This is a genomic window from Micromonospora sp. DT43 (genome assembly GCF_049841645.1).
In the GTDB taxonomy this organism is placed as follows: domain Bacteria; phylum Actinomycetota; class Actinomycetes; order Mycobacteriales; family Micromonosporaceae; genus Micromonospora.
Map to the genome: position 1 here is coordinate 172,107 of NZ_JBNCKR010000006.1, position 20,839 is coordinate 192,945.

Genomic DNA, 20,839 nt, shown 5'->3' on the forward strand with positions numbered 1-20,839 from the left:
TCGCTCCTCTCAGTTGCCGGTCAGGGTGGGGGTGAGCAGGGTGCGCAGGGTGGCCAGGCCCTTGGCCGTCTGGCTCTTGACGGTTCCCGTGGAGCAGCTCATGGCCCGGGCGGTCTCCTCGACGCTCAGATCCTGGAAGAACCGCAGGACCAGCACCGCGCGTTGGCGCGGCGGCACCTGCCGCAACGCGCCGACCAGGGTGATCCGGTCGGTCGGATCGACGGTGGTCGTCGGCGCCTCCGGCAGGGCGGCGCCGAGCCGGACCCGCGCCCAGCGCGACCGCCGCTCGTCGATCAGCCGCCGCAGCAGCATGGTGCGGACGAGCGCGTCCAGGTGGTCGGCCTGCCGCGCTCGCGCCCAGGAGCGGTACAACTCGGTGAGGACGCGTTGCAGGATGTCGTCACCCCGGTCCCAGTCCCCGCACATCAGGTAGGCGGTCCGTCGCCACTGGACCATCCGGGACTGGACGTACTCGGTGTATTCGTCGTCGGCCTCGGCTCGCCGTCCGCCGCTCGTCGTCACGAGGGTCGCGCCCCCTCCGTCAGCCGGCCTGCACCGGTTCGTCGTTGTCGTCAAGTAGTCGTACGCAAGGGCCGCCGCGGTTGTCCGCTGCGCGCAACCCGGGCGTCCGGCGTGCGGCGTACCCGCTATGTTGTGGTCGTGCAGGCGACGGCGGCGGAACAGGTTCGACGGTGATCCATTTTCCCGCGCAGCGCCGGGGCCCACTGAGCGCGCTGAGCCTCCGGCTCGCTGCTGCCCTGGGTCTGGTCTTCGCCGTGGTGGCGGCGGTCTACCTGGACCGGGACGGCTACCGCGACGTCAACGAGGACGGCCTCACCCTGCTCGACTGCTTCTACTACGCGGTCGTCTCGCTCTCCACGACCGGCTACGGGGACATCACCCCGGCCGCGCCGTCGGCCCGGCTGGTGAACGTCCTGTTCGTCACCCCGGCCCGGGTGCTCTTCCTGATCATCCTGGTCGGCACCACCCTGGAAGTCCTGACCGAGCAGTACCGGACCGGCCGTCGCCTGTCGCGGTGGAGGAGAGTCGTGAAGGACCACGTCATCATCTGCGGCTACGGCACCAAGGGCCGCAGCGCGGTCAACGCCCTGATGGAGAACGGCCTGGACCGGTCGCGGATCGTGGTGGTGGAGCGCAGCAGCGTCGCCCTGCGGCAGGCCACGTCGGCCGGGCTGGTGGCCATCGAGGGGTCGGCGACGCGGTCGTCGGTGTTGAACGAGGCGCACGTCAAGAACGCGAAGGCCGTCATCATCGCGACCGACAGTGACGACGCCTCGGTGCTGGTGGCGCTTACCGTGCGGCAGCTGACCGCCGGGCAGGTCCGGATCATCGCGGCGGCGCGGGAGGCGGAGAACGCCCCACTGCTCAAGCAGAGCGGCGCGCACCACGTCATCGTCTCGTCGGCGACCGCCGGCCGCCTGCTCGGCCTGTCCACCTCGGCGCCGCCGCTTATCGACGTGGTGGAGGACCTGCTCACGCCGGGGCAGGGCATGGCGTTGGCGATGCGCTCCGCCGAGCGGGACGAGGTGGGTCGCTCGCCGCGCGAGCTGGACTCGCTGGTGATCGCCCTGGTCCGGCGGGGCAAGGTGGTCACCCTGGCCGACCGGGCCGGTGCGGTGATCGAGACCGGCGACATGCTGGTGCACGTCCGCGACGACCGCCCGCAGTCCGCGACGACTGTCTGACGCACCGTGCTCTGGCGCCTCAGCAGGCGTCGGGCTCCTCGTCGATCGCCGCGCTGCAGCTGATCGGTGTCGTGGTGGCGGCACGCCGGAGCAGCTCGTAGAGCGTCTCCCGCTCGGCTGGTTCCAACGCCCCCAACACCTCGTCCTCAGCGCCCGCGAGGGCGCATTCCGCCTCTTTGAGGCGTTTCGCACCATCGTCGGTGAGTTCGACGACGTGTCGTCGACGGTCCTGGGGTGACCGCCGCCGCTCGACCAGTTCCTTCGCTTCGAGGTCGTTGAGCAGCCCGACGATGTTGGTGCTGTCCATCTCGAGGGTGGTGGCGAGCGCCTGCTGACTGGTGCCCCCGCCCGCGCGCAGCACCGTGAGTGCCACCAGATGCCGGGGCCGCAGGCCCAGTGGCGCCAGCACCGACTCGGCCCGCAGTCGCATCCGCCGGGCCAGGTGGTCCAGCAGGGCACCCGAGCGGTGCTCCGAGGGATCCAGCGGCAGGGCGGACATGTGACCCAGTCTACCGACGCGTCGGAACATCTGCCTGCTATAAATAGTTGGTGCAACACATACGATCCTTGGAGGAGGAATCATGAACCTGCTGCATATCGATTCGAGCATCCGGGGCGACTGGTCGGTCAGCCGGCGACTCACCGCCCGCGCCGCCGCCGCCTGGCGCGCGGCACACCCCGACGGCACGGTCACCTACCGTGACCTGGGCGCCGAGCCGCTGCCGCACCTGGACTCGGCCGGCGGACTGGCGCGGATGACGCCTCCGGACCAGCACACCCCGGCCCAGCGCGAGTCCTGGGAGCTCAGCCTGCGACTCGTCGACGAGGTGAAGCAGGCCGACGTGGTGCTGCTCGGCCTGCCGCTCTACAACTACGGCGCCCCCAGCAGCGTCAAGTCCTGGGTCGACCACCTGGTCGTCGCCGGTGTCACCTACGACCCGACGACACAGGAGGGTCTGCTCGGCGGCCGCGAGTTCGTGGTGCTGGCCACCCGTGGCGGCGGCTACGGCGAGGGCACCCCGCGCCACGGCTGGGACCACGCGGAGCAGTGGCTCCCGCACGGCCTGTCGATGACCGGCCTGGAGCCCCGCTTCATCAGCACCGAGCTGACCCTCGCGCCGTCGGTGCCGGCGATGGCCGAGCTGATCCCGCTGCACGAGACCAGCCTCGCGGCCAGCGAGAAGGAGATCGACAACCTCTGGACCCCGGCCTCCGCCCAGCGCTGAGGCAGCATGGCACGACGCGAGCGGCCGCCCCCGGGTACCGGGGACGGCCGCTGTCGTTCAGGTCGGACGGGTCAGAGGATCGTCCAGGTGTCGCCGCTGCCCAGCAGGCCGGCGAGCTGCTGCTCGGGGGTCTCGGTGACAGTCGCCCTGGCGGCGGCGAGCTGGTCCTGGACCACGCTGTCGTAGGACGGCCGGTCCACCGACCGGAACACCCCGATCGGGGTGTTGCGCAGGTCCAGGCCGGGCAGCCGGGACAGCGCGAACGCGTACGCCGGGTCGTTGACCGTCGCGTCGTGCACGACGATCTCCTCCGGGCGGACCGAGCTGGTCTCCCGAACCTCCAGGCCGAACGCGCCCGGCGGGTGTACCACGCAGAACTGCCCGTCGGCACCGAAGGTGATCGGCTGCCCGTGCTCCAGGCGGATCAGGTAGTCGTCCCGGGTGGACGGGTCCTTGAGCTGCTCGAACGCCCCGTCGTTGAAGATGTTGCAGTTCTGGTAGATCTCCACGAACGCCGAACCCTCGTGCTCGGCGGCGGCCCGCAGTACCGACTGCAGGTGCTTGCGGTCGGAGTCGATGGTCCGACCGACGAAGCTGGCCTCCGCGCCGAGAGCGAGCGACAGCGGGTTGAACGGCGCGTCGGCCGAGCCGGCAGGCGTCGACTTGGTGACCTTGCCGACCTCGGACGTCGGCGAGTACTGACCCTTGGTCAGGCCGTAGATCCGGTTGTTGAACAGCAGGATCTTGAGGTTGACGTTGCGCCGCAGCGCGTGGATCAGGTGGTTGCCGCCGATGGACAGCGCGTCGCCGTCACCGGTGACCACCCAGACCGACAGGTCCGGCCGGGACACCGACAGGCCGGTGGCGATCGCCGGCGCGCGGCCGTGGATCGAGTGCATCCCGTACGTGTTCATGTAGTACGGGAAACGCGACGAGCAGCCGATCCCGGAGACGAACACCGTCCGCTCGCGGGGGATGTTCAACTCCGGCATGAACTGCTGGATGGCCGCCAGGATCGCGTAGTCACCGCACCCGGGGCACCAACGCACCTCCTGGTCGGACTTGAAGTCCTTCGCGGTGAGCTTGAGGGCGACAGGCTCAGACATTCTTCAGGACCTCTTCCAGCGTCGTCTCCAGCTCGGCGGCCGTGAACGGCAGACCTCGGACCTGGTTGTAGCTGATCGCGTCGACCAGATAGCGGGCCCGGATGACGTGGGCCAGCTGGCCCAGGTTCATCTCCGGGATGACCACCTTGTCGTAGGAGCGCAGCACCTCGCCGAGGTTGGCCGGCATCGGGGCGAGGTGCCTCAGGTGCGCCTGGGCGATGGACAGCCCGCGCTGGCGAACCCCGCGGCAGGCCGCGCCGATCGGGCCGTACGTCGAGCCCCAGCCCAGCACCAGCACCCGGGCATCGCCGTCCGGGTCCTCCACCTCGATGTCCGGCACCGGAATCGTCTCGATGCGGGCGGCCCGCGTGCGGACCATGAAGTCGTGGTTCGCCGGATCGTACGAGATGTCACCGGTCTTGTCGGCCTTCTCCAGGCCGCCGATCCGGTGCTCCAGCCCCGCCGTGCCGGGGATCGCCCACGGCCGGGCCAGGGTCTCCGGATCGCGCAGGTACGGCAGGAAGGTGGTGCCGTCGTCGCCGTTGGGCTCGGTGGCGAACTCCACCCGCAGGTCGGGCAACGACTCGACGTCGGGCAGCAGCCACGGCTCGGAGCCGTTCGCCACGTAGTTGTCCGACAGCAGGATCACCGGCGTGCGGTAGGTAAGCGCGATCCGGGCCGCCTCCAACGCCGCGAAGAAGCAGTCCGACGGTGACTTCGGCGCGATCACCGCTACCGGGGCCTCGCCGTGCCGCCCGTAGAGCGCCATGTTCAGGTCGGCCTGCTCGGTCTTGGTCGGCATACCTGTCGACGGGCCGGCCCGCTGCACGTCCACGATCACCAGCGGCAACTCCAACGCCACCGCCAGGGAGATCGTCTCGCTCTTGAGCGCCACACCCGGACCGGACGTGGTCGTGACCCCCAGGGCACCGCCGTACGACGCGCCCAGCGCGGCTCCGACCGCGGCGATCTCGTCCTCGGCCTGCATGGTCAGCACACCGAAGCGCTTGTGCTTGCTCAGCTCGTGCAGGATGTCCGACGCCGGCGTGATCGGGTACGCCCCGAGGAAGACCGGCAGCCCGGAGCGGACCCCGGCGGCGACCAGGCCGAGCGACAGCGCGGCGTTGCCGGTGATGTTGCGGTAGGTGCCCGGCTGCATCTTGGCCGGCTTGACCTCGTACCGGACCGCGAAGTCCTCGGTGGTCTCGCCGAAGTTCCAGCCGGCCTTGAAGGCGGCCACGTTCGCGGCGACCAACTCGGGGCGGGCCGCGAACTTGCGCTCCAGGAAGCGCAGGGTCGACTCGTACGGTCGCGAGTACATCCAGGAGAGCAGGCCGAGGGCGAACATGTTCTTCGACCGCTCGGCGTCCTTCTTGGACACTTCGTACGCGGCGAGCGCCCGGACGGTCATCGACGTCAGCGCCACCGGGTGCACGACGTAGCCGGCCAACGAGTCGTCGTCAAGCGGACTGGCCTGGTAGCCGACCTTGGCCAGGTTGCGCCTGGTGAACTCGTCGGTGTTGACGATGATGTCCGCGCCGCGCGGCAGATCGGCCAGGTTGGCCTTGAGCGCGGCCGGGTTCATCGCCACCAGCACGTTTGGCGCGTCGCCAGGCGTGAGGATGTCGTAGTCGGCGAAGTGCACCTGGAAGCTCGACACGCCGGGCAGGGTGCCGGCGGGAGCCCGGATCTCGGCGGGGAAGTTCGGCAGCGTGGAGATGTCGTTGCCGAGCTGCGCCGTCTCCGAGGTGAACCGGTCGCCGGTCAACTGCATGCCGTCGCCGGAGTCACCGGCGAACCGGATGACCACCCGGTCGAGTTGACGGATCTGCTTGGTCACTGTGCCACCTTCGTTCGCGACTGCGGGACCTCGCCCTGCCCGGCCACGGGACCTCCTTGACGCAACGTTCCACCGCACCGCCCCAGGCTGGTCCGGTCCGCTGTCGTTCCTCAGTGAGAGCCTACGTCGAACGGACCCCCGACCCTCCCCGGAGGTCCGCCGACTGAGACCCGATCAACGTAAGATTTGCCCGGCATTGCGGGGTTTCGCCCCGCCCGCCGTAATTCAGATCACCGTCCACGGCCGGCCGCGACCCCGGCCGGGTGACGGCCAGGGTCGTCGATCGGTCAGTCGGCGGGCGGAGCGGCGGGCTCGGCGGCCGACCCGCCGAACCGGCGGCGCAGCGAGGTGGTCGCCAGCGTGAGGGCAAGCACCACCAGCAGCGCGGAGACCGCGATCAGGATGACCGCGGTGCGCTGCACCGAGGTCATGCCGTCGTCGTCGGTGGTGGCGCCCGCCGGGAGTACGCCCTGGGAGCCGGTCGGCGCGGGCGGCGAGACCACAGGCGTGGCAAGCGCCGCCGCCGCGGTGATACGGAAGCTCATCTGCACCCGCCGGGTCGCGCCGTTGCGCGGGTCGAGCTGACCGATCACCGCCCCGGACAGCGGCGCCTCCCGCTGGGCCTGAGCGGTCGCCTCCACCGGCAGCCGCAGCTCGCGGGTCTCGCCGGCCGCCAGCAGACCCGCGTCACACCGGGTGCGGGACGTCTCGACCGCCACGCAACCCACCGGTGGGGTCGGCACGCTCACCCCGGCCGGCAGGATCACCTCCACCAGGCCGGCGGCGTCCACCGTGCCGGTGTTGACCAGCCGAACCGCGAGGGTGCTCGCCGCGCCGCTGATGTCGAACGCGACCTCGTCCGCGTCCAGCGAGATCCCGGGCACCGGCGGGCCGGGCGGGAACAGCACCGCGAAGCCCTGGTCGTCGGCCACCTCATCGGGCACCCCCGGCGCGTCCGCGACGACCTGCACGGAGCCGCTGATCGGCATGCGCTCCCAGGCGTTGCCCGCCACCCGCAGCCGGACCACGCTGCTGAACCGGACGCCCGCCTCGGCCGTCCAGGCCCCGCAGCGGTACGCGCCACCGCCCGCGGCGACGCACCCCTTCGTCCCGGCGTCACTCAGCCCGGCCGGCAGGGTGTACGAGAGTCGCACCCGCTGCGCGACGGTGCCGGTGTTCGCCACGGTGACCCGCAGCGTGGTGGTGGTGCTGGCAGCGTTCCAGTACGCCTCGGGCAGGGTGACGTCCTCGGTGGTCACCTGCACGCCGAGCGGACTGGACGCCGGCGCCTGCGTGCCACCCGGCGCGGGCGGCTGGACCGGGGGAGCCGGCGGCCCGAGCGTCGGCGGACGGGTGCTGCCGGCCGGGGCGGGAGCGGTGGTGGTCGGTGCCGGCACGTTCGGCGGGGTGGTCGGCGGAGGCGCCGGCGGCGTCGTCTCCGGTGGCGGCGCGGTGGTCTCCGGCGCCGGGTCGGTCGGCACGGGATCGCCGCCCGGGTCCTCGGTCGGGGTGGGTTCCTCCGCCGGGGTGGTCTCCGGGTCCGGGTCGGGCTCCGGCGCCGACTCCGTCACGGCGGCGATCGGGTGCGTGTGCGGCACCGCCGCGCTGGCGAGGGTCGGAGCGGCGGCGAGCGCCGCGAGCAGCCCGAGCGCGAGCGAGGTCACCAGCAGGGGCGCGGGAGGTCGCCCCGCCGCCCGGCGATCGGGCGATACCTTCACGCGGGCCATCTGTCCTCCGGTGCCATGGGTGGAAGTCCAATGTTCGTTAACAGTTGCCTCGGCGCACTAGTCCCGCCCGGAAACAAATCCGTAACGTGTTTGGGACGGCCCGTTCGGGTGGGCGGTAAGCTGCCGACGTGACCGGTTACCTGGGCTCGTACGCGACGCTCGGGCTCCTGCTGCTCGTCAGTGTCCTGTTCTTTGTGACGGCGTTCTCGGCCAACCGGGTGTTACGTCCCGCCCGTCCGGCCGACCCGTTCGGCAAGCGGACCAGCTACGAGTGCGGGCTCGACCCGGTCGGCGCGGACTGGGCGCAGATGCAGATCCGCTACTACGTCTACGCCTACCTGTACGTGCTGTTCGCGGTCGAGGCGGTGTTCCTCTTCCCGTGGGCGGTGGTCTTCGACCGGCCGGGCTTCGGGCTGGTCACGGTCGTGGAGATGGCGGTGTTCGTGGCGGTGCTCGCCCTCGGCATCCTCTACGCCTGGCGTAGGAACATCCTGCGCTGGACCTGAGCGCCGCGACCTCCGGCGATCGTGCCGCTCCGCCTGCCGTTCACGTCGGTTACCGCGACCGGACGACTCAGGCCAGACCCCGCCGGGTCGCCGCGGGCGGGCGGTCGCCGCGGATCGAGGCGACCATGTCCAGCACCCGACGGGTGGGCCCGACCTGGTGGGCCCGGAACACCCGAGCCCCCAACCAGGCGGAGACCGCCGTCGCTGCGAGCGTGCCCTCCAGCCGCTCGGCCACCGGCAGGTCCAGCGTCTCGCCGACGAAGTCCTTGTTGGAGAGCGCCACAAGCACCGGCCACCCGGTAGCGGTCAGCTCGTCCAGCCGCCTGGTGATCTCCAGGGAGTGCCTGGTGTTCTTGCCGAAGTCGTGCGCCGGGTCGATGAGGATCCCGTCGGGGCGTACGCCTGCCGCGACCGCGCGCTCGGCGAGCCCGGTCACCGTCGCGACCACGTCGGCGACCACGTCGTCGAAGGCGGCCCGGTGCGGCCTGGTCCGGGGGACCAGCCCGCCGGCGTGCGAGCAGACCAGACCGGCGCCGGTGTCCGCCGCGACCCGGGCGAGCGCCGGGTCTGCGCCCGACCAGGTGTCGTTGAGCAGGTCCGCGCCGGCCGCCACAGCCTCCGTCGCGACCTCGGCGCGCCAGGTGTCGATGGAGATGACCACCTCCGGGAACGCGGCCCGTACGGCGGCGATGGTGTCCACCGTCCGCCGGATCTCCTCTGCCACGTCCACGTCGGCGCCCGGCCCCGCCTTGACCCCGCCGATGTCGATGATCGCCGCGCCCTCGTCGACAGCCCGCTCGACGGCGCGTAGGGCGCTGTCGGCGGCGAAGGTGGCGCCCCGGTCGAAGAACGAGTCCGGTGTGCGGTTGACGATGGCCATCACCACCAGCTCATCCGGGGCGAACGTCCGCCCACCAAGCCGAAGTGCCCCGGCCATGACGCCTCCCGACTGTCCGCACCGTCGCCGCCGCTCCGGCCGCCACCGACGCTAGCCGGTCGGTCGGCGGGCCCGCTGGTCGGGCGCGGGCGTCGATGGCGATCGGGGTGGTGGGGTCGCTCCCAGCCGGCTGTCGTGCCACGATCAGTGCATGGGTCAGCTTCTGCTCCTCCTGGTCGTGGCGTTGACTGTCGCGGCGGTGGTTTTCGGCGTGACGGTGTTGGTAAGTGGCCGCGATCCCGGCCTCACGCCGACCGAACCGGATTCGCAGGCCATCCCGCTGCCGGGCACCCGACCACTGCGGGAATCCGATGTGGGCGCGGTCCGTTTCGACACGGGGTTGCGCGGGTACCGGATGGCGCAGGTCGACCAGGCGATGCGTCGTGCCGCCTACGACATCGGCTACAAGTCGGAGTTGATCAGCGTGTTGGAGGCAGAGGTCATCGCGTTGCGCGAGGGTCGCACCGACGACGCGGACGTGCTGCGCCAGGCCCGGGAGCAGGCTGCCGGGGCGGTGCCGGGCCCGACCACGGCGGAGCCGGCTGCGGCAGCGGTGCCGGCCGACGCGGGTACGACAGCGGCCGGGGCGGACGCCCTGCCCGCCGCCACCTCCTCGCCTGCCGACTCCGACGGCATGGCGCCGGCCGACAGCGAGCCGACCGCCGACCACAAGCCGGTCGACCGCACGCCGGCTGACGACGAGCCGGCCGGCGGTGCCGGGCAGCACGGCACGGTGGTCCGGTCGGAGACGGTGTGACCGGCCCGGAGGGCGCTGATGATCTTCGGGAGGCGGCCCAACCCGGCGCCGGTGAGGTGACCGCCACGGTCATCGTGAACGCTCCGGCGGCCCGGGTCTTCGCCGCGTTGCTCGCCTGGGAACGGCAGTCGGACTGGATCCCATTCACCCGGGTCCGGGTCGTCGAGGGCGACGGGCGCGAGGGCAGCCGGATCGAGGCGGTGACCGCGCTCGGCCGGGCGACACTGCGCGACGAGATGCGCGTGGTCCGGGTCGACGAGCCGTACGAGATCGGCGTGGTGCACCACGGCCAGGTGCTGCGCGGCCCCGGCGTCCTGCGCTGCACCCAACTCGGCGAGACCCGCACCCAGGTCGTCTGGCACGAGTGGTTCCACCTGCCGGGCGGCCGGGCCGGTCGGCTGGCGTGGCCGGTGCTCTGGCCCGGCTCCAAGCTGGGCCTCACCCAGGCGCTCAAGAGGTTCGGCCGTCTGGTCGAGCAGGGCCGCCTGCCCTGACCGTGCCGCCGGCCGGGTGAACCCGACGATGCGGGGCTGTCGGTGCGATGGCCTAGCGTGTGCGACGTGAGTGACCTGGTGATCGGCGCCGACGGGCTGGCCCGCTGCGCCTGGGGGGCGAGCACCCCCGACTACGCCGTCTACCACGACACCGAGTGGGGGCGGCCGCTGCGCGGCGACGACGCGCTCTACGAGCGGATGACCCTGGAGGCGTTCCAGTCCGGCCTGTCCTGGCTGACCATCCTGCGCAAACGCCCGGCGTTCCGGCTGGCCTTCGACGAGTTCCACATCGCCACCGTGGCCGGCTACGGCGACGCCGACGTGACCCGGCTGCTCGCCGACGCCGGCATCGTCCGCAACCGGGCCAAGATCGAGGCGGCGATCGCCAACGCCCGCGCCGCGCTGGAGCTGCCCGACGGGCTGTCCGCGCTGCTCTGGTCGTTCGCGCCGGAGCGCCGGCCGGCCCGCCCCGCCTCGTTCGCCGAGCTGGCGCCGATCACCGGAGAGTCGACGGCCATGGCCAAGGCACTCAAGAAGCGCGGCTTCCGATTCGTCGGCCCGACCACCGCGTACGCCCTCATGCAGGCCACCGGGATGGTCGACGATCACATCGTCGGCTGTCACGTCACCCGTTGACCGGCGGCGTGATGGGATGGCAGGCATGACGACCGAGACCGCACAGCGGGCCGGTGCGGCCGGCCACGCCGACGGGCAGGGCACCTGGGCGGTGCTGCTGCCGGCGGAGCGTTACGAGGCCGAGCGGCTCGTGCACCACGACACCCTGGAGCTGACCGGGCTGACCGACGTCGGTCGCCCCGGCCCCGGTGACCGGGTGGCGGTGCTTGCCGACGCGCCGCCGCGACTGGTGGCCCTCGGTCGGGTCACCGCGCCGACGCAGCGGCACTCCGAGGACCCGGACGATCCGCAGTCCGACGTCGAGCCGGGGACGCTCGTCGTGACGTACACCCGGCGGGCCTTCGACGAGCCGGTGCCGACCGACCTGCTCACCCTCGACGGGCCGGTCACCGCGCTGGAACCGGCCGCCTTCCGGGCGCTTGCCGACCAGCTCGGCCCGCCTCCGGCGCGGCGCACCTGGCTGGTGAGCCTCGACCTGCCGATCGAGGCCGGCACGCCGGCCGAGGCGGTCCGCCTGTTCTGGTCGTACGTGCAGGAGCTGGGGCCGCGCGAGCTGCCCGCCTTCGTGTCACCGGCCGGCGACGAGCTGGCCATGCAGGCGTTCGTGCTGGGCGCGGCGGCCAACCAGGACCCGGAAGAGGACGACTAGAACAGCTTGTCGAGTCGTCCCCGCCAGTCGGCGAGCACCGGACCCGGATCGGTGTCCAACACCCGCTCCAGCAGCGTGGCGTAGACGTCCCGGAAGTCGGTGGTGTATTTCAGGTCGCCGTCGTCGAGGTCGGTGAGGCTGGGCGCGTCCCCGTGCCAGCCGCCGCGCACCCCCGCGCCGAGCAGCAGCATGTCGGAGGCGGTGCCGTGGTCGGTGCCGTCCGAGGCGTTGGCCCGGACCCGGCGACCGAACTCGGAGTAGACAGCCACCACCACCTTCCGGCCCGCCTCGCTGCGACTCATCCGGTCGGCGAACCCGGTCAACGCCCGGTCCAGCTGACCCAGTAGGACGGCCTGCAACTGCTTCTCGTCGGCGTGCGTGTCGAAGCCGCCAAGCGACACCGAGAAGACCCGGGTGGACACTTCCGCCTCCACGCACTGCGCGACCAGGTCCAGCTGCGCGTCCAGCGGGGTTCGCGCCCCGCCGGTGGCCGTCGCCGGGGCCTGCTCACCGTCCGGGTCGTCCGCCTCCGTGGCTGCGGAGTCGCGTACCTGGCGGATCATCTCGTCCACCGACCGCAGGTCGGCGAAGCAGGCGGCGGCGCGGCCCCGGGCGGCCGACTCGCCCGCCTCGGCGGCGGCGAACGCGGTGAGCGTCTCCGCCGGCAGGCCCTTCGCGGCCTTGCGGTCGGTCACCGGCACGGCGGCGCCCGCGCTGTGCGCCCCGGCCAGCAGCGGCGGCAGCGCCGGCTCGAACGAGACCGCCAGCCTGGGGTCGCCGCCCGCCTGATCCAGCCAGCGGCCGAGCCAACCGGTGTTGCCGGGCCGGTCCGGTTGCGCCGTGTGCCAGATGTCCATCGACCGGAAGTGGCTGCGGTCCGGCTTCGGGTAGCCGATCCCACGCACGATCGCCAGTCCGCCACTCGACCAGCGCTGATGCAGCCCTTCCAGCGCCGGGTTGAGGGCGAAGTCGTCGTCCAGGCGCCGCACCTCGCCGTCGGGGTACGCCAGCTCGGGGCGGGCCGCCCGGTAGGCCGGGTCGCCGTACGGGATGACTGTGTTCAGGCCGTCGTTGCCGCCGTACAGGGTGACAAGCACCAGCGTCCGCGACTGCGGGTCCCGGTCTCCGGAGGTGTCCAGCAGGTCCCGCAGGCCGTACGCGCCGGCACCGGCGGCCAGCGCACCCGCGCCGACCACCCCGCTGGTGAGCAGGAACCTGCGTCGGGTCAGGGCGTCCATTTCTCGACTCCTCCGCTCAGCTGACTGTGTACTCGGGGCTGACCAGGCCGGCGGCCAGCAGTTTCCGTGGTTCGCCGGCCAGCGGTGTGAGGGCGGCCCGGGTGCGGGCGCCCCAGCCGTCGACGACAAGCAGTCGGGCCAGGGCATCCGGCCGGCCGGCGGCGGGCGCGGCGCTCAGCCGGGCCAGCACCGCCGGGGTGGCCGCGGCGGCCAGCATCCCGGCCATCCGGAGCCGGGCCTGCAACGACGAGGTGGTCAGCCACGCGGCGCCGGCCGGCCAGCCGCCCACGCTGGGCGGTCGCAGCGGCACCTGGTCCAGCGCGTTCAGGCCGGACAGCAGTTGCTTGCGCTGCTGCTCCGGCAGCGCGGACGGCCGGACGCCGAGCTGTCGCAGCGCGCCGACCAGCCACTCCACCGGCTGCTTCACGAGGGTGCCCCGGGTCTGGGCGAAGGCCGGCGACGAGAACATCGTGCGCAGGGTCGCGACGGTGTCCCCGCCGGCCAGGCCGTCCGGCGCCGGGACGTCGGTGCCCGCGTAGCGGAACCAGAGCCGCCCGGCCACGAACGTCGCCGCCGCCGGTTGGGCGGCCAGCAGTCCGGCGTACGCCTCGGCGTCGAAGCGGCCGGTCTGCCCCAGGATCGTCTTCTCCCCGGGGTCGTGCCGCTTGGCCTCGAAGCGGGCGACGCCGGTGCGCCGGTCCACCGTCCAGCCGGTCAACGCCCGCGCGCCGGCCTTCACGTCGGCCTCCGTGTACGCGCCGATGCCGAGGGTGAACAGCTCCATCAGCTCGCGCGCCAGGTTCTCGTTCGGCGCCTTGCGGGTGTTCTTCTGCCCGTCCAGCCAGATGATCAGAGCCGGGTCGTGCACCATCGCGGCGACAAGCGGGGCCAGCGGCCCGCGCCCGTGGCGGCGCAGGGTCTCCAACTGGCTCAGCATCACCCGCGCCGACTTGACCTTCTGCGCGCTTGTCGCCCAGTGCCCGTGCCAGAAGAAGAGCAGCTTCTCGGTCAGCCCGTCCTCGGCGGCGACCATCCGGTCCAGCCACCAGAGGGTCACCTGCTGGAGCTGCTCCTTGCGCTGGGCATTGGCCTTCTGCCTCTGCTCGCGGGTGGACTCCTTGGTCAGCCCGGCGTACGGGTCGGCTTGCAGCGTCGGCGGCGGGGTGGCCGCCGCGCCCCGGTCGGCCCGAGCCGGGGCGAGCAGCTTGTCCAGGGTCGCCGCCGGCCCGGCCCGCTCGGCCGCGTCCACCTCGTCGGCGGTCGGCCCGAAGGTCGCCCGACGCAGCAGGTGTGCCACCGCTTCACGATCGCTCATGCGGTCCGACGCTAGGCGGCCCGCGTACGAGGACGGTAAGGGCGGGGTGCGAATCGCGTTCAGTGTCCCTCGAAGACCGGTTTCTGCTTGGCGACGAACGCGAGGGTGGCAGCCCGGTGGTCGGCGGTGGCGCCGCAGATCGCCTGGGCCTGCGCCTCGGCCGAGAGGGCGTCGGCGAGGGTGCCGGCGTCGGCGATGGAGAGCTGCCGTTTGATGGCCCCGTACGCCACGGTGGGGCCGGCGGCGAGCCTGCTGGCCAGTTCCTGCGCGACCGGCAGCACCTGCTCGTCGTCGTCCGTCAGCCGGGTGATCAGCCCCAGCCGGCAGGCCTCCTCGGCGCGGACCGGCTCGGCGAGCATCAGCAGCTCCACGGCCTTGGCGTGACCGACCAGCCGGGGCAGCGTCCAGGAGGCGCCGGTGTCGGCGGCCAGTCCGACCTTCGCGAAGGCCATCAGGAAGCTGGTGCTCGGGCCACCGATCCGGATGTCGGCGAGGAAGGCCAGCGACGCGCCCGCCCCGGCGGCCATCCCCCGGACCGCGGCCACCACCGGTTTGGGCAGGTTGGCCAACCGGGCGGCGATCGGGTTGTAGTGCGCCCGCACGGTGTCCAGCGGCGGGCCGGAGGAGTTGCCGAGGGTGGCCACGTGCTCGCGCAGGTCCTGCCCGGCGCTGAACGCCCCACCGGCCCCGGCCAGCACGACCGCCCGGCAGGACCGGTCGGTCTCCAGCTCGGCAAGCGTGTCCCGCAGGGCCTCCTTGAGAGCCAGGTCGAGCGCGTTCATCGCCTGCGGCCGGTTCAGGGTGAGGGTGACGACGGCGTCGGTCCGGTCGACGAGCAACGGCTCGGTCACGTGTCTAACGACCCTTCTGTCGAACGATGCGGTTCCCGGCGTCGAGGCACTGCTCGACGTACCGGTCGGCGGCCGGACGCAGGCGAGCCGCGTGCCGGTCGAAGAAGCTGGCTGCGGCCGTGCCGGGCCAGCGCTCGGGGAGCAGCGCCGGGGGCAGCTGCGGGTCCCGGAACAGGAAGGTACGCCACGCGTGCACGAGCCGGAACCGGGCGGCGTACGCCTCCTCGTCGGTGCTGCGGACGGTGACCGCGCCGAGCAGCGGGCGCTGGTCGGCGACGAATCGCTCGTACGCGCGGCCGATCTCGGCCAGGTCCCAGGCTCGGCGGACGACGCCCATCGCGCCGGGGGTGCCGGAGAAGTGCGAGGCCGTGAACCGCTCGAACCGGATGCCGGCCTCGGCCAGCAGCAGGTCGACGTCCTCGGCGGGCCGGGTGGCCACCCAGGTCTGCTCGTCGAGGGTGCCGTAGCCGAGGAAGCTGAGGGTGGCGGCGAGTCGCTGCCGGTCCCGTCGGGAACCCGGCGCCTCGAGCACGAGCAGGTCGAACCGCCCGTCCCAGGTGACCCGCCCGGTCCGGTAGATCCGGGCCGCCGCCTCGTCCAGTCGGCGAGCGGCTTTTGGTGTGATCGAATATCCCGGTCCGGAGGCCAGCCGGAGCGGGTCGAGCCAGCCTTGACGCACCATCCGGGACACGGCGGTGCGAACGGCTGGCGGTGCGATTCCCAGCGGCGCCAGTAGCTTGACCAGGGCGGCGACCGGTGCGCGGCCGCCTCTCGGTCGGAGGTGGTCGCCGTACAGGTCGAAGAGTGCCGACCGTGCCTGCATGACCGCACATTGTGACAGGCCTTCTCAAGATAAGCTAGATGCTGTTACATCAATGCTGCTCCGGTTTGGGTCCGGCGGTGTTCATCAGGGAAAATCGTCTGTCGACACCCCCGCGACAGTTGCGGGTGGTCGTGACGAAGTGGCTGTGGGGCAACCCACCGACCCTGGTGTAGGTCTGAGGGGAGACAACATGGCGGCGATGAAGCCGCGGACGGGCGACGGTCCGCTGGAAGTCACCAAGGAGGGTCGGGGCATCGTCATGCGGGTCCCGCTGGAGGGCGGTGGCCGGCTCGTCGTCGAGATGACTCCCGACGAGGCCAACGCGCTCGGTGACGCGTTGAAGGCAGCCGCCGGCTGAGTGAGAAACGACCCGGACGGCGTACGTCGTCCGGAGCGTTTCCTGGGCCCTGAGCCACCGGGATCGCCGGTGGCTCAGGGTCTTCATCGGTGTGGGCGGGCGATGGCCCGCTCCCACCCTGCGACGTTTCCTGGAGGTGCGGTTCCGCGTGCTCGCCATCCGTCCGCTCGCCGAGTCCGAGCGGCTCGAAGTCCTCGTCCTGCCGGTCCGCCCCGCCGAGTCGGCGATGGAGGGCGACGCCTCGGCCGAGCTCGTGCCGACCGCCGTGGCGCTCCCGGACGGCACCGCCGAGGAGGCTGCCGCGCTGGTGCCGGTCGCCCGACTGAGCGGTCGACCCGGCGAGATCCGTACCCATCTGCGTCCCGGGCGCGGCCCTGGCCGGCTGATGCTGCTCGGCATCGGCGACGGCGGGGAGTCGGCCTGGCGGGACGCCGGCGCGGCTCTGGCCCGCGCCGCAGCAGATGAGACGCACATCACTATCGCGCTGCCCGGCGAGGTGACTCCGGCCGCGGTCCGCGGACTGGCCGAGGGGTTGCTGCTCGCCTCGTACCGGTTCCGGATGACCGACGCCGACGACCCACCCGCGCTCGACGGCGTCGACCTGCTGGTCGCCGACCCGGCCGCTCACGAGAGCACCCTCGCCACGGCGCGGACCACCGCCACGATGACCCGCCTCGCCCGTGACCTGACCAACACCCCCTCCTCGGTGAAGACCCCCCAGTGGTTCGCCGACCAGGTGACCTCCGCCGCCGCCGATCTGCCGGACCTCCGCCTGACGGTGCGTGGCCCGGCCCAGCTGGCCGCCGAGGGCTTCGGTGGGATCCTCGCCGTGGGCGGCGGTTCGGCAAGTGGCCCGCGGCTGGTCGAGATGGACTGGCATCCCGCGAACGCGCGCACCCACGTGGTGCTGATCGGCAAGGGCATCACCTTCGACACCGGCGGCCTCTCGATCAAACCGGTGCCGGCGATGAAGCTGATGCGCAAGGACATGGCCGGCGCGGCGGCAGTCGTCGCCGCCACCCTCGGCGCGGCCGCGCTGCGCCTGCCGGTCCGCATCACCACGCTGGCCCCGCTCGCCGAGAACATGGTCAGCGGCTCGGCGTTCCGCCCCGGCGACGTGATCCGGCACTACGGCGGGACGACAAGCGAGACGACAAACTCCGACGCCGAGGGCCGCCTCGTCCTCGCCGACGCGCTGGCGTACGCGGTGCGGCAGCTCAAGCCCGATCTGCTGATCGACCTGGCCACCCTCACCGGTGCCAACGCCGTGGCGCTGGGCAAGCGCACCGCCGCCCTCTACAGCGAGAACGACGACCTGGCCGCCGACCTGCTGGCCGCGATCGCGGCGGCCGGCGAGGCGGCCTGGCGGCTGCCGCTGCACACCGACTACGTGGAATACCTGGGCAGCGAGATCGCCGACCTCTTCAGCGCGCCCGCCCAGGGCGCCGGTTCGGTGGTGGCCGCGCTCTACCTGCGTGAGTTCACCGGCGAGCTCCGGGACCGCTGGCTGCACCTGGACATGTCCGCCCCGTCCTGGGCGGACGGCGACCAGGCCGAACTCACCCGCGGCGCGACGGGCTGGGGCGTCCGCTCGCTGCTGCGCTGGCTCGCCAGCATCGACTGACGGTCAGCACTTCACGGCGGCGAGGACCCCGTGCCCGACCGGGAGCAGCGCGGGAATCCAGTGCTCCGACTCCCGGACCGCCTTGATCGTCTCGCGGACCGTCACCGTCTCCGCGTCCCTGGCCGCCGGGTCAGCGATCCGACCGTGCGCCAGCATGCCGTTGAGCGCGAGCACGCCGCCCGGGCGCAGCAGCCGCAGCGCCGCTTCCACGCAGGCGTGGAACCCGGTCGCCTCGGCGTCGACGAAGACCAGGTCGTACGCCCCGTCGGCGAGCCGCGGGAGCACGTCCAGCGCACGACCGGTGATGATCCGGGTGCGGCCTGCGGCGAAGCCGGCCTCGCTGAAGATCCGGCGCGCGATCCGCTGGTGCTCCACCTCCACGTCGATGGTGGTGAGCACGCCGTCGACGCGCATGCCACGCAGCAGCCAGACACCGCTCACGCCCGTGCCGGTGCCGATCTCCACCACCGCGCGGGCGTTACCGGCCGCGGCCAACAGCCGCAGCGCCGCCCCCGCTCCAGGTGTGACCGCGTCGAGGCCCACCTCGTGGGCCAGGCTGCGGGCGGTGCGTAGGACGAGATCCTCGGTCACGTACGACTCGGCGAACTGCTGAGCCTGGGTCGTCGAACCGCCGGAACCGGCGACCGTGGCGATGGGGCACCTCCGGGCGGTGCGTGGTGCGGGGGCGGGTTGGCACTGTGAGCGTAGAGGCGACCGGCGGGAGGCGCAGCCGCGCCTCCGCCCCCTCGCGATCACCGGAGGCAACCGCTGACTCCACCGCGCGCATCCGTGCAATCCTGGAAGCGGTATTCCGTCAGCCTCGACCGCGTCGAACCGTGGCCGGGCGAAGCCGGCGCGGAATCCGGGGACGGACTGGGAGGCACCGACGTGACCGACGGCTGGGATTGGCGGCGGGGCGGTGAGACTCCGGCTGCGGCGCGCCCGCCCGGGGCAGGGGTCCCGCCGGTGGGGCCGCCGACCACGCCGGGGAGCGACACCGCGCCCGCGGCCGGTGCGTCGCCCTGGTGGTCCGACGCGCTCGGCGATCCGTGGCGCGACCCGGCGACACCCGCCGCGGTGGTGGTGCCCGGGGCGGTGGTGGCGGGGACCGAACCCGAGCCGGTCACCGACCCGGACGCGCCGGGCCGACCGACGCTGCGCCATCTGCTGCTCATTCCGGTGATCACCGCGCTGCTCGCGGGCACGCTGGGTGGCGCGTTGGGTTACGCCTTCGCGGTACGCGGCGGCGCAGCCGCCGGCACGGTGCTCGGTGCGCCTGTCGCGGACCCGCCGGCGCTGGCCCAGCGCAAGCCGGAGTCTCTGGCCGGAGTCGCCGAACGTGTCCTGCCCAGCGTGGTCACCGTCCGGGTGAGCAGCCTCGGCGGGACCAGCGAGGGTTCCGGCTTCATCGCCAGCGCCGACGGTCACGTGATCACCAACGATCACGTGGTGGCCGGCAGCAGCGGCAAGGCGTCGGTGATCTTCAACGACGGCACCTCCGCTCCGGCGACAGTCGTCGGTCAGGACCCGGAGTCCGACATCGCGGTGATCAAGGTGAACCGGACGGGGCTGCGACCAGTGGAGTTCGGCGACTCCGACGCGCTTGCCGTCGGCGACCCGGTGCTCGCCGTCGGCTCACCCCTGTCGCTTGCCAATACAGTCACCGCCGGCATCGTGAGCGCCCTGGACCGGACGATGCAGGCCGGCGAGCCGGGTGGCCCGGTGCGCTACTACGCGGCCATCCAGACCGACGCCGCGGTCAACCACGGCAACTCGGGCGGTCCACTTGTCGACGGCGCCGGACGGGTGGTCGGCGTCAACTCCACGATCAAGTCGCTGGTGGCCGAGGGGCAGGAGGCCGGCAACATCGGGCTCGCCTTCGCCATCCCGATCAACCAGGCCAAGCGCGTCACCCAGGACATCATCGGCACCGGCAAGGCCCGTCGTACGGTCATCGGCGCCCAGGTGGGTGGGCCGGGCGCGGGCGCCAACGGCGGCGTACGGCTGGCAGCCGTGGAGCCCTCCGGGCCGGCGGCCGGGGCCGGGCTGAAGGTCGGCGACGTGATCCTGAAGCTCAACGGCCGGCCGATGACCGAGCCGACCGACCTGATCGCCCTGGTCCGCAAGTTCGCCCCGGGTTCGGTGGTGACCGTCGAGTTCAGGCGGGGGTCCACTCGGCAGAACACGTCGGTGACCCTCGCCGCGGATGCCAAGTGAACAGCGGGTCACCCCCTGCCGGAAAGCCGTCCGACGTGCGTAGTCTTGCTGCTGACGCCGAGAGGAGGCCCGCGGGATGTTCGAGAACCTGAACATGTGGGAAGTCGGGGCGCTGCTGCTCCTGGCGCTGTTGATCTTTGGTGATCGGCTGCCTGCCGTGATCAACGACGGCCTGCGGATGGTGCGCAATCTGCGCAACATGGCCCGCAACGCCACCGGCGACCTCAGTCGCGAGCTGGGCACCGACATCCAGCTCGAGGATCTGCACCCGAAGGCCTTCATCCGCAAGCACCTCCTCAGCGAGGAGGACGAGGCGGCGATCCGCAAGCCGATGCAGGGCGTCTACGACAACCTGCGCGCCGACGTCAGCGGAGTGCACAACGAGCTGAAGGACGTAGCAAACGCCGTGGACCCGCGGTCGAACGGCGCCCGGCCCAGCACGGCCACCGGCTCCGCGCCGGCGCCGGCTCCCCGGGCCAGCTACGACGACGCCACCTGACCGACCCGCGCCGCCCGGCTCGCCCCGGCCTGCGCCCCGCGCCGCCCTGGGCTCGCGTCCGCGGCCCTGGTCTCGTCCGGGCCCGTGCCCGTCCGGGCCCGTGCCCGTCCGGGACTGCCGTCTGCCTTGATCAACTCGGTTTCCAGGAAGTCGGCCTTTCAACCGGCGCGGGATACCCCGACTTCCTGAAACCCGAGTTGACCATGCCGTGCGACGCTGTGCCGGGCGGGCCGGGCCGGGCGAGGCTGTGCCGGCCGCGCCGCGCCGTGCCGGGCTGTGCCGGGCCTGTGCCGGGCTGTGCCGCGGCGGCCTGGCCGGGCCACCTCCTGA

22 protein-coding genes are annotated in these 20,839 nt (G+C 72.5%); 11 read left to right on the forward strand and 11 right to left on the reverse strand.

From position 1 onward, the window contains the following. Positions 1 to 9: 9 nt before the first annotated feature. On the reverse strand, positions 10 to 522 hold the full coding sequence (locus ACLQ26_RS17000; RefSeq protein WP_425745335.1) for a SigE family RNA polymerase sigma factor: 513 nt from the start codon (positions 520 to 522) through the stop codon (positions 10 to 12). 170 nt (positions 523 to 692) lie between these two features. Between ACLQ26_RS17000 and ACLQ26_RS17005 the strand changes: the two genes are divergently transcribed. Further along, positions 693 to 1,706 carry a potassium channel family protein gene (locus ACLQ26_RS17005; RefSeq protein ID WP_393289437.1) on the forward strand — a complete coding sequence of 338 codons (1,014 nt, stop codon included), beginning with the start codon at positions 693 to 695 and terminating at the stop codon, positions 1,704 to 1,706. Between the two features lie 19 nt (positions 1,707 to 1,725). Here ACLQ26_RS17005 and ACLQ26_RS17010 read toward each other — a convergent pair whose 3' ends face one another. After that, entirely contained in the window at positions 1,726 to 2,205 is a 480-nt protein-coding gene (locus ACLQ26_RS17010) for a MarR family winged helix-turn-helix transcriptional regulator (RefSeq protein WP_425745336.1), read from the reverse strand. Positions 2,206 to 2,287: 82 nt separating this feature from the next. Here ACLQ26_RS17010 and ACLQ26_RS17015 point away from each other — a divergent pair, with 82 nt between their 5' ends. Beyond that, on the forward strand, positions 2,288 to 2,932 hold the full coding sequence (locus ACLQ26_RS17015) for an FMN-dependent NADH-azoreductase (RefSeq protein ID WP_358161359.1): 645 nt from the start codon (positions 2,288 to 2,290) through the stop codon (positions 2,930 to 2,932). Positions 2,933 to 3,003: 71 nt separating this feature from the next. On the opposite strand, the gene ACLQ26_RS17020 is transcribed toward ACLQ26_RS17015, so the two are convergent. From ACLQ26_RS17020 to ACLQ26_RS17030, 3 genes are all read right to left on the reverse strand, one after another. Next, a complete protein-coding gene (locus ACLQ26_RS17020) occupies positions 3,004 to 4,038 on the reverse strand; it encodes a 2-oxoacid:ferredoxin oxidoreductase subunit beta (RefSeq protein WP_425745337.1) in 1,035 nt (344 codons plus the stop codon). Then, the gene (locus tag ACLQ26_RS17025) at positions 4,031 to 5,878 is read right to left on the reverse strand and encodes a 2-oxoacid:acceptor oxidoreductase subunit alpha (protein WP_425745338.1); all 1,848 of its coding nucleotides are present in this window, start codon (positions 5,876 to 5,878) and stop codon (positions 4,031 to 4,033) included. Before ACLQ26_RS17025 ends, ACLQ26_RS17020 begins: the two co-directional genes overlap by 8 nt. Positions 5,879 to 6,165: 287 nt before the next feature. Next, the gene (locus tag ACLQ26_RS17030; RefSeq protein ID WP_425745339.1) at positions 6,166 to 7,605 is read right to left on the reverse strand and encodes a hypothetical protein; all 1,440 of its coding nucleotides are present in this window, start codon (positions 7,603 to 7,605) and stop codon (positions 6,166 to 6,168) included. Positions 7,606 to 7,733: 128 nt separating this feature from the next. Between ACLQ26_RS17030 and ndhC the strand changes: the two genes are divergently transcribed. Then, the gene (ndhC, locus tag ACLQ26_RS17035) at positions 7,734 to 8,111 is read left to right on the forward strand and encodes an NADH-quinone oxidoreductase subunit A (protein WP_007455225.1); all 378 of its coding nucleotides are present in this window, start codon (positions 7,734 to 7,736) and stop codon (positions 8,109 to 8,111) included. A gap of 67 nt (positions 8,112 to 8,178) precedes the next feature. On the opposite strand, the gene folP is transcribed toward ndhC, so the two are convergent. Further along, complete coding sequence (folP, locus tag ACLQ26_RS17040; protein ID WP_425745340.1) at positions 8,179 to 9,048, reverse strand: dihydropteroate synthase; 870 nt, start codon at positions 9,046 to 9,048, stop codon at positions 8,179 to 8,181. A gap of 151 nt (positions 9,049 to 9,199) precedes the next feature. On the opposite strand from folP, the gene ACLQ26_RS17045 reads away from it, so the two are divergent. The 4 genes from ACLQ26_RS17045 to ACLQ26_RS17060 all read left to right on the forward strand — a co-directional run bounded on the left by ACLQ26_RS17045 (position 9,200) and on the right by ACLQ26_RS17060 (position 11,584). Beyond that, positions 9,200 to 9,805: a DivIVA domain-containing protein gene (locus ACLQ26_RS17045; protein WP_425745341.1), complete on the forward strand. Its 606-nt coding sequence runs from the start codon at positions 9,200 to 9,202 to the stop codon at positions 9,803 to 9,805. Continuing rightward, positions 9,802 to 10,299 (forward strand): SRPBCC family protein, encoded by a 498-nt coding sequence (locus tag ACLQ26_RS17050; RefSeq protein ID WP_363685115.1) that lies wholly within the window; start codon positions 9,802 to 9,804, stop codon positions 10,297 to 10,299. Before ACLQ26_RS17045 ends, ACLQ26_RS17050 begins: the two co-directional genes overlap by 4 nt. 66 nt (positions 10,300 to 10,365) lie before the next feature. After that, positions 10,366 to 10,935, forward strand: coding sequence for a DNA-3-methyladenine glycosylase I (locus ACLQ26_RS17055; RefSeq protein WP_363685117.1), 570 nt, complete (start codon positions 10,366 to 10,368; stop codon positions 10,933 to 10,935). 25 nt (positions 10,936 to 10,960) lie between these two features. Then, positions 10,961 to 11,584, forward strand: coding sequence for a hypothetical protein (locus tag ACLQ26_RS17060; protein ID WP_425745342.1), 624 nt, complete (start codon positions 10,961 to 10,963; stop codon positions 11,582 to 11,584). On the opposite strand, the gene ACLQ26_RS17065 is transcribed toward ACLQ26_RS17060, so the two are convergent. The 4 genes from ACLQ26_RS17065 to ACLQ26_RS17080 are packed head-to-tail and all read right to left on the reverse strand — an operon-like array spanning position 11,581 to position 15,811. Then, a complete protein-coding gene (locus ACLQ26_RS17065) occupies positions 11,581 to 12,822 on the reverse strand; it encodes a DUF1501 domain-containing protein (protein WP_425745343.1) in 1,242 nt (413 codons plus the stop codon). The genes ACLQ26_RS17060 and ACLQ26_RS17065 overlap by 4 nt on opposite strands. A 16-nt stretch (positions 12,823 to 12,838) precedes the next feature. Further along, positions 12,839 to 14,137, reverse strand: a complete 1,299-nt coding sequence (locus ACLQ26_RS17070) for a DUF1800 domain-containing protein (protein ID WP_425745344.1) — start codon at positions 14,135 to 14,137, stop codon at positions 12,839 to 12,841. Positions 14,138 to 14,196: 59 nt separating this feature from the next. Next, entirely contained in the window at positions 14,197 to 14,988 is a 792-nt protein-coding gene (locus ACLQ26_RS17075; protein ID WP_425745345.1) for an enoyl-CoA hydratase-related protein, read from the reverse strand. A 4-nt stretch (positions 14,989 to 14,992) separates the two neighbouring features. Further along, entirely contained in the window at positions 14,993 to 15,811 is an 819-nt protein-coding gene (locus ACLQ26_RS17080) for a PaaX family transcriptional regulator (RefSeq protein ID WP_363685127.1), read from the reverse strand. Between the two features lie 190 nt (positions 15,812 to 16,001). Here ACLQ26_RS17080 and ACLQ26_RS17085 point away from each other — a divergent pair, with 190 nt between their 5' ends. Next, positions 16,002 to 16,169, forward strand: a complete 168-nt coding sequence (locus tag ACLQ26_RS17085) for a DUF3117 domain-containing protein (protein ID WP_007455245.1) — start codon at positions 16,002 to 16,004, stop codon at positions 16,167 to 16,169. A 148-nt stretch (positions 16,170 to 16,317) separates the two neighbouring features. Next, the gene (locus ACLQ26_RS17090) at positions 16,318 to 17,793 is read left to right on the forward strand and encodes a leucyl aminopeptidase family protein (protein ID WP_425745501.1); all 1,476 of its coding nucleotides are present in this window, start codon (positions 16,318 to 16,320) and stop codon (positions 17,791 to 17,793) included. Between the two features lie 3 nt (positions 17,794 to 17,796). Here ACLQ26_RS17090 and ACLQ26_RS17095 read toward each other — a convergent pair whose 3' ends face one another. Then, complete coding sequence (locus ACLQ26_RS17095; protein ID WP_425745346.1) at positions 17,797 to 18,384, reverse strand: O-methyltransferase; 588 nt, start codon at positions 18,382 to 18,384, stop codon at positions 17,797 to 17,799. 297 nt (positions 18,385 to 18,681) lie between these two features. Here ACLQ26_RS17095 and ACLQ26_RS17100 point away from each other — a divergent pair, with 297 nt between their 5' ends. Both ACLQ26_RS17100 and ACLQ26_RS17105 read left to right on the forward strand, forming a co-directional pair. Then, positions 18,682 to 20,010 (forward strand): S1C family serine protease, encoded by a 1,329-nt coding sequence (locus tag ACLQ26_RS17100; protein ID WP_425745347.1) that lies wholly within the window; start codon positions 18,682 to 18,684, stop codon positions 20,008 to 20,010. A gap of 76 nt (positions 20,011 to 20,086) precedes the next feature. Further along, a complete protein-coding gene (locus tag ACLQ26_RS17105) occupies positions 20,087 to 20,509 on the forward strand; it encodes a preprotein translocase subunit TatB (protein WP_425745348.1) in 423 nt (140 codons plus the stop codon). Positions 20,510 to 20,839 lie beyond the last annotated feature (330 nt).

Coding starts and splice junctions, on each gene's coding strand:
- ACLQ26_RS17010 (WP_425745336.1), bottom strand. CDS start 2,205: ATGTCCGCCCTGCCGCTGGATCCCTCGGAGCACCGCTCGGGTGCCCTG.
- ACLQ26_RS17015 (WP_358161359.1), top strand. CDS start 2,288: ATGAACCTGCTGCATATCGATTCGAGCATCCGGGGCGACTGGTCGGTC.
- ACLQ26_RS17020 (WP_425745337.1), bottom strand. CDS start 4,038: ATGTCTGAGCCTGTCGCCCTCAAGCTCACCGCGAAGGACTTCAAGTCC.
- ACLQ26_RS17030 (WP_425745339.1), bottom strand. CDS start 7,605: ATGGCCCGCGTGAAGGTATCGCCCGATCGCCGGGCGGCGGGGCGACCT.
- folP (WP_425745340.1), bottom strand. CDS start 9,048: ATGGCCGGGGCACTTCGGCTTGGTGGGCGGACGTTCGCCCCGGATGAG.
- ACLQ26_RS17045 (WP_425745341.1), top strand. CDS start 9,200: ATGGGTCAGCTTCTGCTCCTCCTGGTCGTGGCGTTGACTGTCGCGGCG.
- ACLQ26_RS17060 (WP_425745342.1), top strand. CDS start 10,961: ATGACGACCGAGACCGCACAGCGGGCCGGTGCGGCCGGCCACGCCGAC.
- ACLQ26_RS17065 (WP_425745343.1), bottom strand. CDS start 12,822: ATGGACGCCCTGACCCGACGCAGGTTCCTGCTCACCAGCGGGGTGGTC.
- ACLQ26_RS17070 (WP_425745344.1), bottom strand. CDS start 14,137: ATGAGCGATCGTGAAGCGGTGGCACACCTGCTGCGTCGGGCGACCTTC.
- ACLQ26_RS17080 (WP_363685127.1), bottom strand. CDS start 15,811: ATGCAGGCACGGTCGGCACTCTTCGACCTGTACGGCGACCACCTCCGA.
- ACLQ26_RS17085 (WP_007455245.1), top strand. CDS start 16,002: ATGGCGGCGATGAAGCCGCGGACGGGCGACGGTCCGCTGGAAGTCACC.
- ACLQ26_RS17105 (WP_425745348.1), top strand. CDS start 20,087: ATGTTCGAGAACCTGAACATGTGGGAAGTCGGGGCGCTGCTGCTCCTG.